The sequence below is a fragment of the Cellulophaga omnivescoria genome, assembly GCF_001999725.1.
Classification (GTDB): domain Bacteria; phylum Bacteroidota; class Bacteroidia; order Flavobacteriales; family Flavobacteriaceae; genus Cellulophaga; species Cellulophaga omnivescoria.
Map to the genome: position 1 here is coordinate 47,589 of NZ_MDDP01000051.1, position 11,889 is coordinate 59,477.

The following is an 11,889-nucleotide window of genomic DNA, read 5'->3' on the forward strand; positions in this document are numbered from 1 at the left end:
TTTAGGAATTTATTTTTTAAACAAATCATACTTTAAACCAAAAGTTAACCTTTGCCCATAGTACTCTACCTGTTGTGTTCTGTTTTTAACTCCTTGAAAATAACGTAATGGTTGATCTGTAATGTTATTTAAATCTGCATAAATACTTAAATTGCTATTTACCTTATATGTTGCATTAAAATCTAGAAAAAACTGTTTATCATAATACCTATCTTCAAACTCGTTACCGCCCAACTCATCAATATAACTATCTGAAAAATTAGAAGACAACCTTGCAGAAAAGCGTTTGGTATTATACGCCAAAGAAGCATTAAAAGTGTTAGGTGTTGTATTAGGCAAATCTACATTTTCTCGTTCATCACCATCTTCATTTATAATACCATCTGCAGAAGAAGATATGTAAGTATAATTTAAATAAACACTTAAATCTTTAGCAAAGCCAGGTAAAAAATCTAACTGACGCTGAAAAGCAAATTCTGCTCCAAAAATACGTGCTCCTTCTCCGTTTAATGGTTGGTAAACATCAAACCCACTTGTATCTGCTCCGTAAGTATCATCTATAGTTTCACCAACAAAAGTGTAAATAAAATTATCTATGTCTTTGTAAAAAACACCTCCAGAAAGCAACCCAACATTAGCAAAGTAATGTTCTGCCATTACATCAAAATTCATAGCTGTAGTTGCATCTAATTTAGGGTTACCAAGTACAATTGCCTCATCACCAGAAATAACATCTACAGACGGTACTAAATCTGCATAATTAGGTCTTGCCAAAGTATTTGTCCAGGCAAAACGCAGTATTGTAGCATTAGATATTGCATATTTAAAATGTACACCAGGCATAACATTTGTATATGAACTTTCTTCTGTAATTTCTCCTTCTAGATTTTCTTCATCAGCAATTCGGTTTCCTGTTGCCGTAATTTTAGTACTCTCTAAACGAAGCCCAACCAAAACATCTAATTTTTTAGATAATTTTTGATTTGTCATTACATAACCAGCAAATACATTTTCATCTACGTTATAATTTTCTCTTAAAAACTCATCTGGTACTGACTCACCATCTACTAAATTTAAATCTCCTAACCAATCTTGACTTGTAAAAGATCCAATTTGGTATTTACTGCCTGCTAAAAAATCTGTATCAGATAAATTATTAGTTCTTGTAGCGCTTAATGTAGGGTACGCATCTTCTAAATCAAACTCAAAAAAATTGTTATCTCTTAACTTTGTTTTTAAACGAGCTCTAGCTCCAAACTTTACAGCGCCATCTCCTTGGCCAAAGATATTTGAAGGCAATTGAAAATTAACAAATGCATTAAAATCTTCTTCTTTTGTAAATTGATTTTCTTCAGTAATTTCATCATACTCAAAATTATCTAATGCTGCATCATTTACATTTTCTGCAGTCATTATTGGAAATTTAGTATTAAAATTATCATTTAAAACTGAATATTCTGTGGCATAAACCAAATACCTTTCATTTAACCTTTCTTCAGATGCTTTTGCAAAAGAAGTTAACCAATCTACTTTTAAATCTCCCCACAAATGCTTGCCACCAAGTGAATAGTTTTGCATACGCTGATCCTCTAAACGTCTGTTTTTATTTCTACTGTTATTAATACCTCCTTTAGTTTCGCGTGCAACTTCTGCAGGAAAACGAGTAAGCATACCGTTAGTTACTGTAAAATCTTCAAGTTGTATATCTTCTGCATCTAAAATTTCTGAAGACAACCTAAATCTATTTTCTCTATCATCTCTCCAATTGTAAATAGTTTTAAGAAATACGGTGTTATTAACATCAAACTTATAGTCCATATTAGCCGAAAAACTACGCCTTATACGCTGCACAAGATATTCTCTTTGCTGAAATTCTTTGGTGTAAGGATCTACATCTACTTGGTTTAAAATAGGCTCTCCTTCTATATCATCTACGCCAGTGTAATACTCAAACTCATTTGTCCAATCTGCTTCTACATTGTCCGAACCAAAATCGCTGTTATTATAAGATGCAGATAACATGTAACCAAACTTACCATCTTTACTACGGTCACCAACCAAGAAAGAACCATTAATTATTGCTTTATCTGTAATAAAATTTAACCCCGATCCTGCAGTTGCAGATAACCTAAAACCTTGTGGAGATGTTCTAGTTATTAAATTTACAGAACCACCAAGTGCATCAGCATCCATATCTGGTGTAATTGCTTTACTTACTTCAATGGTTTGTATCATATCTGCAGGAATTAAATCCATTTGAACATTTCTATTATCTCCTTCTGCAGATGGAATACGACTACCATTTAATGTAACAGAGTTTAATTGTGGAGATAAGCCACGAATTATAATATTACGCGCCTCACCTTGGTCTACCTGCATTGTAATACCAGAAATACGCTTTACAGCATCTCCTATATTTGCATCAGGAAATTTCCCAATCTGATCTGTAGATACTACATTAGTAATGTTTAAATTATTTTTTTGTGTATTTAATGCTTTGGCTTGGCTACCTAAACCATAACCCATAACTTCTACACCATCTAACTCTACACTTTTTGGTTGTAAGTAGATAGAAACTGCTGTTGTATTATTTGCGCTTACCGTAACACTTTGCTTACTGTCTGCATAACCCAAATATGTAATTTTTAGCTCATAGGTACCAACAGGAATGTCTACCAAAGAAAAGTGCCCATCAAAATCTGTTACAGCTCCTTTTTTTAAAGACGTAATCATTACAGATGCACCAGGAACATAAATTCCGTTTTCATCAGAAATTGTTCCCGAAACATTTCCATTTTGAGCCATTGCAGCTGCGCTACACAGAGCAACAATTAGAAATAAAATCTTAGTTTTTAAATAGTTTTTCATTTTTATTTTAGTTGTTTATTTGTTCTCCAAAAATATGTTTATCAAATACATAGCACATTTTTTTAATGGAAACAAAAAGGCAACAAGACAAGAATAGTAAGGAAACAACAAGGCAACAATAAGGATTAATTTACATACCCATAACTAAAAAAAAATATTTGCATATATACACTCTAAAAAGTGGTTAAATAAGCACCCAATTCCTCTTTGGCATTAATAGGTAATTTTTTTCTTAACCTGTATCTAGACACTCGTACACTATCTGGTGTTAACCTTAATATTGAGGCAATTTCTTTAGAAGATAAATTCAGCTTTAGCAAAATACAGAGCCTTAACTCTGCCGGAGATAATTTACAGTGTGCAGCCGCACTAATTTTAGTTATAAAACTTGGGTGAATTTCTTTAAAAAACAACATAAACTCATCCCATTCTTTTTCTTGAGACAAATTAAAATCAATTTCTTTTATAAGTGTTTTTAATTTACGCTTTAAATCTATATTAGAACGCTGAAGACTATTTTTTAATGTTTGAGATAAGTTAGACAACATTTTATTTTTTTGAGACAAATGCAAACTATACCTGGATAAAGCAGCTGTTTTTATGTACACCTCTTTTTGCAAAGTTTCCTCTTCTGCTTGCTTTTTATCTAATTTTATTTTTAATAATTGCTGTTTATAATCTTGTTCCTTAAGAGTGTGTCTTCTTTTTTTCTGAACATACATAAACCAAGTTAAACTTAAAACAAACACCGTTACAACCAGTATAACCAATATTATATTTTGTGCCCTATTTACCTTATTTACTTGCAGCAAGTATGCTATTTGCGATTCCTTTTCTTTAGAATTGTAGATATGCTGTAGCGCACTAGCCTGATTTGTATTTTGCTGTTTACTATTTTTAGTGTCTAGCGCAACAAACAACTGTAAATAATTATGGGCTTTTTTATAATCTCCCTGTAAATTATAATTTTTAGACAAGTCTTTATATGCGCTTGCTATATCTGCACTACTATTAGTTTTTATGGCAGACTCTAAGGATTTTTTTGTAAACTCTAATCCCTTAGATAAATTATCTGTTTTTCTATAAACATCGCCTAAATTATTATATATGTTGGCTAGCCTAGCCTCTTTTCTTGTTTTTGCATAAGCTAATGCTTTTTCAAAAAAAAATTTGGCAAGCTTGTAGTCTTCTAAATCCTCATAAATACTACCAATATTTTCATTTACAATAGCCAGACCGCTACTGTTATTTAGTTGCTTATACAGCTTAAGACTCTTATTTTGATAATTTAAAGCCTCTACATAATTATGTTGCTTTTCATAACAACTACCTAAATTTGAGGTTGAAAAAGCAAGTGCTACCGAATCTTGTAACCTAGTTGCTTGTGTAATTGCTTTTGCAAAATAATCCTTAGCGTAATTGTAATTTTTAAGTTCTAAATGTAAAGCTCCTATTTGGTTTAAAACATTTACAACTAATGTATCTTTTTTACTTTGGAGCAATACCAGAGCTTCATTATTTTGATGCAAAGCCTCTGTATAAGCATTATTATTTTTACAAAAAACAGCTAATTTGTAGTGTGCTAATGCTATACCATAACTGTTATTTGTTTCCTTAGCTTTTTTTAGACTTTTATTTAGTTCTTTAAAAGCACCTCCTAAACTATCTAACTTTACAAACTCCGCAGAAACAACTTGTGCTTTTACTTGATAAACAAAAAAGAATATAACAACAGAAGAAAAAAAAAGTTTCATAATAATTAAACAAACCAGAAAGGTATTTTTTCTAAATTTCTTAATTATTAATTGGCTGTTATTTTTATGTAAATAACAAAACACAAAAAGCCCTTCCTTGTAAAAGGAAGAGCTAATTATATAATTTTAAGCTAATTTCTTAAGCCTCAAAAGGCTCTATAGAAACAAAAGACTTACCGCCTGCTTTTTTCTGAAACTTTACAATACCATCTACTTTGGCGTGTAAAGTATGGTCTTTACCAGCATAAACATTATCTCCTGGATTATGTTTAGTACCACGCTGTCTTACAAGAATGTTTCCTGCAATAGCTGCCTGACCACCAAAAATTTTAACTCCTAAACGTTTCGATTCTGATTCTCTACCGTTTTTCGAACTACCAACACCTTTCTTATGTGCCATAATTTCTAGGTTTTATTTTGTTATACTTAAATGATAATGCAATTATGCTTTACCACCGTCTAATTCATCTTGCCATTTCTTTAACTCATCCCATTTACCTTCAGCAGCTAATTTAGCTTGTGCTGGCCAAGTATCAGTTACGTGATTACCACGAACGTCAGCAATGATTTCAGAAATTTTAGCAGCATCTGTTTTTGCTAACTCAGCAAAAGTAGATATGCCTGCTGCAGCTAATGTTTCTGCAATTTTAGGTCCAATTCCTTCAACCTTTTTTAAGTCGTCTGCTTTTGCAGCTTTCTTTGGTGCAGCTTTTTTAGCTTCTGCTTTTTTAGGAGCAGCTTCTTTTTTTGGAGCAGCTTTTTTGGCTCCAGAGGCTAAAATGTTTTCAATAACAATCTCCGTTAAATACTGACGGTGACCATTTTTCACTTTATACCCTTTACGTCTTTTCTTTTTAAAGACAATAACTTTGTCACCTTTAAGGTGCTTCACGACTTTTGCCTCAACAGCGGCTCCGTCTATAGCTGGGGCGCCAATAGTAATGTCCTTTCCATTTTCTAACAAAAGAACGTTATCAAAAGTTACCTTTTGACCTTCTTCTGTTTGTAAACGGTGAACATACACTTTTTGATCTTTCGCAACTTTAAATTGCTGCCCTGCTATCTCTACAATTGCATACATAGCTTGTGTATTAATTAATTATGTTTAATTTAATGAACTTGCCTACCTAAATAAGCGGATGCAAATATACTGCTAATTCCTTAACATACAAGCTATTTTACAAAAAAAAGACAGTACACTTTTTACCACCATTAATAAGTATATTTTATTTCTGTTTTTACCTAATTTTTTAAAGGCTTTACCACTTAATACTGAAAGGGGTTTCTTAATTATTTATATTTTTTTAGCTAAAACTGTAACAAATCTATTAATTTTAGACCTATGAAGTAACTAAATAAAACACTATTAAAAATGAAAAGAAATTTATTCCTATCGGCAAGCCTATTTTGTGCCGCATTAACAATGCAAGCACAACAGGTTGCTTTTGAAGAATATGATCTTGATAACGGTATGCACGTTATTTTGCATCAAGACAACACTGCTCCTATTGTAACAACATCTGTTATGTATCATGTAGGCGCTAAAGATGAAAACCCAGAAAAAACAGGATTTGCTCACTTTTTTGAACACTTACTATTTGAAGGAACAAAAAATATTGAACGCGGAAAATGGATGGAAATAGTTTCTTCTAACGGAGGATCTAACAATGCCAATACAACTCAAGACCGTACTTATTACTACGAAGTTTTTCCGTCTAATAAATTAGAATTAGGTTTATGGTTAGAGTCCGAAAGACTTATGCACCCAGTTATTAACCAAATAGGTGTAGACACACAAAAAGAAGTTGTACAGGAAGAAAAGCGTATGCGTGTAGACAACTCGCCGTACGGAAAATTTAGAGAGCAAATTGGTATTAATCTATTTAAAAATCACCCTTACAGATGGCAAACTATTGGATCTTTAGAGCACTTAGCTAACGCTACACTAGAAGATTTTAAAGATTTCAATAAAATTTACTACGTGCCTAATAATGCCGTTTTAGTAGTTGCCGGTGATTTTGAGGTTGATAGCACTAAAAAAATGATTCAAGACTATTTTGGTCCAATTCCAAGAGGTAAAGAAATTAAAAGAAACAAATACACAGAAGAGCCTATTACTAGCACAATTAAAGCCTCTTATAACGATCCAAACATACAAATACCAGCTATTTTTACTGCTTACAGAACTCCTGCAAATACAGAAAAAGATGCTTATGTTTTAGATATGATATCTACATACTTAACTAGCGGAAAAAGTTCTAAACTATACAAGAGCTTGGTAGATGACAAAAAAATGGCTTTACAGGTTTTTGCTTTTAACAATTCTCAAGAAGATTATGGCTCTTATATCATTGGTGCATTACCATTAGGAAACACCTCTTTAAACGATTTAATTGCTGAATTTGATAAAGAAATTGCAAAATTGCAAACTGAATTAATTTCCGAGAAAGATTACCAAAAATTACAAAACAAGTTCGAGAACAACTTTGTTAACTCTAACAGTGGCGTAGAAGGTATTGCTAATTCTTTGGCAAGAAACTATATGTTGTTTGGTGACACAAATTTAATTAATACAGAAATAGAGATTTACAAAGCTATTACAAGAGAAGACATTAAAAATGTAGCCAATAAATACCTTAAGCCTAACCAACGCGTAGAATTAGAATATTTACCTGTTGCAAAACCTGAAAACTAAGAAAATGAAAAAAATATATTCGTTATTGGTTATAGCACTAATTGCTTTTAACCTACAAGCACAAGTAGACCGTAGTAAAATGCCAGAGGCTGGTCCACTACCAGAAATAAATTTATCTGAACCACAACGTTTTGAACTTAAAAATGGATTAAAAGTTCTAGTTGTTGAAAACCATAAATTACCAAGAGTTTCTATACAATTAATTATAGACAATCCTCCTGTTGCAGAAGGTAATAAAGCTGGTGTTAGCTCATTTGTATCTAGCTTACTAGGAAACGGCTCTAAATCTATCTCTAAAGACGATTTTAATGAAGAGCTAGACTTTATGGGAGCAAGTATGTCTTTTGGATCTGAAAGTGCTTCTGCATTTGCATTATCTAAATACTTTACTAGAATTGTAGAGCTAATGGCAGACGCAAGTATTAACCCTAACTTTACACAAGAAGAGTTTGACAAAGAAAAAGAAAAGATCTTAACTGGTTTAAAAGCAGATGAAAAAAACGTTTCTAGTATTGCTAGCAAAGTACAAAGCACTTTAGCTTACGGGCAAAAGCACCCTTATGGCGAGCAAGTAACAGAAGAAACTATTAACAACATTACCTTACAAGATGTAAAGCAATTTTATAACGATTATTTTGTACCTGCCAATGCATATATGGTTATAATTGGTGATGTAAATTTTAAAGAGGTTAAAAAGTTAATAAAAGAGAATTTTGTTGGCTGGACAAAAGCAACTCCTCCTTCTTTTTCTTTACCAACACCTAAAGATGTGCAGTACACACAAATTAACTTTGTTGATGCACCTAACGCAGTACAATCTGAAATAGCTGTAGAAAACTTAGTAAACCTTAAAAAGAACGACCCTGATTACCTTGCCGCATTAATGGCTAACCGTATATTAGGTGGCGGCGGATCTGGTAGATTGTTCTTAAACCTAAGAGAAGACAAAGCATACACATATGGGTCCTACTCTAGTATTGGAAACGATAAAAACTCGGTATCTAGATTTAGAGCTTTTGCTAGCGTACGTAATGCTGTTACAGATAGTGCCGTTGTAGAAATTTTATCTGAAATTGATAAAATAGCCTCTACACCAGTTTCTGAAGAAGAACTTAGCGCAGCTAAGGCAGCTTACATAGGAAACTTTATTATGGCTTTAGAAAAACCTAGCACTATGGCTAACTACGCCCTAAACATAGAAACCGAAGGTTTAGACAAAGATTACTATAAAACTTACTTAGAAAAAGTAAATGCCATAACTGTTGCAGACGTAGAAAATGCTGCTAAAAAATATTTTAAATCTTCTAACGCTCGTATAGTGGTTACTGGTAAAGGAAGTGAAGTTTTAGAAAACCTAGAAAAAGTTACTTTTAAAGGCCAATCTGTACCTGTTAAATATTTTGATAGATATGGAAACGCTGTTGAAAAACCTAAATATGATGTTGCTGTTCCTGAGGGTGTAGATGCAAACAAAGTATTAGCAGATTATATAGCTGCAATTGGCGGTAAAGCTAAATTAGAAAGCATAACATCTTATTACATAAAAGCTAAAGCAGCAGTACAAGGACAAGAGTTATTGTTAGAAATTAAAAAAACTACTAGCAATCAATTTATGCAAAATGTTAGTATGATGGGTAACTCTGTAAGTAAGCAAGTATTAGATGGTGACAGCGGATTTATGGTTATTCAAGGTCGTAAAATGGATATGCAAGAGGCTCAAATATCTGCCATTAAAGCAGAATCTGCTCCTTTTCCAGAACTTAATTTTTTAAATGGTGAAGCAACTTTAAAGGGTATTGAAGATTTTGATGGCACTAAAGCCTATGTTGTTAAGTTTAACGATACAAAATCTGCAGCTTACAACACCAAAACAGGATTAAAAATTGCAGATATTACAACAACTCCACAAGGTAGCGCTACTATTAGCTACACAGACTACAAAGAAGTCTCTGGAGTGCAATTCCCTTTTATTTGGAAACAAGCAATGGGACCACAGAAGTTTGACTTTAACGTAACTGAAATAAAAGTTAACGAAGGTGTTACTGCTGAAGATTTTAAATAATGCACTAGATATTAAATTTATAAAGCTGTCTAAATTATTTTAGACAGCTTTTTTTTATGATTTTATTTAGATTAACCGTTCAAATTTTAAGAACTAAAAAATTAAAAATTAGTACTTTTGTAACCTATTATAACACCTATTAATATGAAACTTATAAAAAATATTAGTCTGGCTCTTGTTGCTTTTTTAGCATTATTAGGATCTTGTAAAGAAAACAAGACAGAACCAGAAGTGGTTACGGTTAACAATACAGTTGCTAAAGAAAAAACTAAAGTATTTGCTGATAATGCTGAGTTTAGTAAAGCCGAATTTACAATTAAAGGTATGACGTGCCAAATTGGATGCGCCGCTACAATTGAAAAAAAATTAGCTAAAATGGAAGGTGTAAAATCTGCCACTGTTTCTTTTGATAAAGAGTTGGCTATTGTAGAGTACGACACTAATTCTGTTACGCCAGAAGATTTAACTAAAACGGTAACATCTGCCGCTTCTGGAGATATTTACACTGTTGAAAATATGCACACAGCAGAATAAAAAAATCTCTTATAACATATTAAAAAAGCCAATATCTATTAGTAGATATTGGCTTTTTTAAATTTAGTATTTAACAAAAACAATCTAGTTTATCCAACGCAGAGTTTCCATAATTTTTCTAATATCTTCCTGTAAATAAACGGCCGCAGGTAAAATAGAATCGTAATTGGGTTTTACAGAAAAATAAAGCGACCCTGTTAAAAAATGCTCTGTACTATCTGTTACATAAAACTGAGATTGAGAAGCCGCATCTCCCTTTACATCGTAAAACATACCATATACCTTTGCATCAGGGTTAACAAAAGGTTGCTCTAATATATTATCTGCTTTTGCTGCGTGCTCATAAGATAATTTTTGAGCGTCAGACAACAACTGACTTAAGTTACCTTCTACAGGCTTGTAACTTAAAAAAATTGCACCATTCATTTTTGGATATTCTATGGTAACAGCACTTTCGTTGGTTTTTTTAACACGCCCTATGGCATTGTAACTAAAAGTATATTTGGAGGCTGCAAAGTCTACAGCAGTACTATCAGGATACTCCAAACGTAGCATAGCCTTTGGCTTAGGCAAAGCTTCTTCCTTACAGCTTACCAACAAAACACCAAAAACAATTATTAAAAAAATATATTTACGCATCATTAGGCAGCATTACTTTTATTTGTTTTAATCTTTTTTTATCTAAACTCTCTACCACAAATTGGTAATTTTTAAACAATACTTTTTCTCCTCTTTTAGGAAAACTTCCTGCTATTTCTAACACAAAGCCAGCTATTGTTTCAGATTCTCCTTTTTGCTCTTCAAAATCATCTTCATCTTCAGTGATACGAGCAACACGGTAAAACTCCTTTAATGTAGTTTTACCATCAAACACAAAAGTTAAATCATCTATTTTAGAAAAAACCAAATCTTCATCATCAAACTCATCACTAATATCTCCTACAATTTCTTCAATAATATCTTCTAAAGTAACAATACCAGATGTACCACCATACTCATCTACAACAACTGCCAAATGGTTTTTCTTTTCTTGAAATTCCTTTAGCAAATCATCTAACTTTTTATTTTCTGGAACAAAATAAGGTTCTCTCAAAAGAGTAACCCAATTAAATGCTTTACGGTCTATATAAGGCAATAAATCTTTTACATAAAGTACGCCTTTTACATTGTCTACGTTTTCTTCATAAACAGGAATCCTAGAATATCCTTTTTGCTTTATTTCCTCTACAACCTCTAAAAATTTTAGCTCTGTATCTAGCGCAAAAATATCTATTCTGGGCCTCATTACCTGCTTTGTATCTGTATTACCAAAAGATACAATACCTTCTAATATTTTTTGTTCTTCTTTAGTGGTATCATCTTCCGAGGTCATTTCTAATGCCTGTGATAAATGATCTACACTTAAACTGGACTTTTGTTTTCCTAATTTGTTATGTAAAAACAAAGTTACAGAACGCATTGGTGTACTTAACGGAGTAAAAATAACATCTAAAAAGCGTAAGGGAAATGCCATAAAATGGGCAAACTGCACTCTATTTCTATTCGCATAAACTTTAGGCATAATTTCACCAAACATTAAAATTAAAAAGGTAGCCAAAACCACTTCTAGTAAAAACCTAACAGATATTAGGTCTAAAATTTTATAGGTAATGCTTGAAAAAATAACATCTCCAATAGCACTAAATAAAAGCACTATTCCAATATTTATAGCATTATTTGCTATGAGTATAGTTGCTAATAATTTTTTAGGCTTGTGCAATAATTTAATTACAGATTCTCCTTTTGTGGTTTTTGCTTCACCTATAGTATTAATATCTGTTGCAGACAAGCCAAAAAACGCCACCTCTGCTCCAGAAATTAAGGCAGACAATAGCAATAGTACAATTAGCACCAACAACTTGGTTATTAAAGCGCCATCAAAAACAATTGCATTTAACAGTAAAATAAGGGGGTCAGGATCCAATAATTAAATTTTA

9 protein-coding genes are annotated in these 11,889 nt (G+C 32.2%); 3 read left to right on the plus strand and 6 right to left on the minus strand.

The annotated features are described in order from the left end of the window. Positions 1 to 9 precede the first annotated feature (9 nt). The 4 genes from BFJ87_RS16595 to rplU form a co-directional block, all read right to left on the minus strand. Complete coding sequence (locus BFJ87_RS16595; RefSeq protein ID WP_171974526.1) at positions 10 to 2,868, minus strand: TonB-dependent receptor; 2,859 nt, start codon at positions 2,866 to 2,868, stop codon at positions 10 to 12. Positions 2,869 to 3,041: 173 nt separating this feature from the next. Then, positions 3,042 to 4,622: a tetratricopeptide repeat protein gene (locus BFJ87_RS16600; RefSeq protein WP_077407310.1), complete on the minus strand. Its 1,581-nt coding sequence runs from the start codon at positions 4,620 to 4,622 to the stop codon at positions 3,042 to 3,044. 139 nt (positions 4,623 to 4,761) lie between these two features. Beyond that, entirely contained in the window at positions 4,762 to 5,022 is a 261-nt protein-coding gene (gene rpmA / locus BFJ87_RS16605; protein ID WP_077407313.1) for a 50S ribosomal protein L27, read from the minus strand. Between the two features lie 42 nt (positions 5,023 to 5,064). Next, positions 5,065 to 5,703 (minus strand): 50S ribosomal protein L21, encoded by a 639-nt coding sequence (gene rplU / locus BFJ87_RS16610; RefSeq protein WP_013620597.1) that lies wholly within the window; start codon positions 5,701 to 5,703, stop codon positions 5,065 to 5,067. A gap of 291 nt (positions 5,704 to 5,994) precedes the next feature. Here rplU and BFJ87_RS16615 point away from each other — a divergent pair, with 291 nt between their 5' ends. The 3 genes from BFJ87_RS16615 to BFJ87_RS16625 all read left to right on the plus strand — a co-directional run bounded on the left by BFJ87_RS16615 (position 5,995) and on the right by BFJ87_RS16625 (position 9,913). Next, entirely contained in the window at positions 5,995 to 7,317 is a 1,323-nt protein-coding gene (locus tag BFJ87_RS16615; RefSeq protein WP_077407316.1) for a M16 family metallopeptidase, read from the plus strand. A gap of 4 nt (positions 7,318 to 7,321) precedes the next feature. Then, complete coding sequence (locus BFJ87_RS16620) at positions 7,322 to 9,379, plus strand: M16 family metallopeptidase (protein ID WP_077407319.1); 2,058 nt, start codon at positions 7,322 to 7,324, stop codon at positions 9,377 to 9,379. Positions 9,380 to 9,523: 144 nt separating this feature from the next. Further along, positions 9,524 to 9,913, plus strand: coding sequence for a heavy-metal-associated domain-containing protein (locus BFJ87_RS16625; protein ID WP_139344270.1), 390 nt, complete (start codon positions 9,524 to 9,526; stop codon positions 9,911 to 9,913). 84 nt (positions 9,914 to 9,997) lie between these two features. Here the strand turns inward: BFJ87_RS16625 and gldD are convergent, their stop codons facing one another. Both gldD and BFJ87_RS16635 read right to left on the minus strand, forming a co-directional pair. Continuing rightward, entirely contained in the window at positions 9,998 to 10,555 is a 558-nt protein-coding gene (gldD, locus tag BFJ87_RS16630; protein WP_077407321.1) for a gliding motility lipoprotein GldD, read from the minus strand. Further along, the gene (locus tag BFJ87_RS16635) at positions 10,545 to 11,876 is read right to left on the minus strand and encodes a gliding motility-associated protein GldE (RefSeq protein WP_077407324.1); all 1,332 of its coding nucleotides are present in this window, start codon (positions 11,874 to 11,876) and stop codon (positions 10,545 to 10,547) included. The genes gldD and BFJ87_RS16635 overlap by 11 nt, the downstream gene beginning before the upstream one ends. Between the last annotated feature and the right edge of the window lie 13 nt (positions 11,877 to 11,889).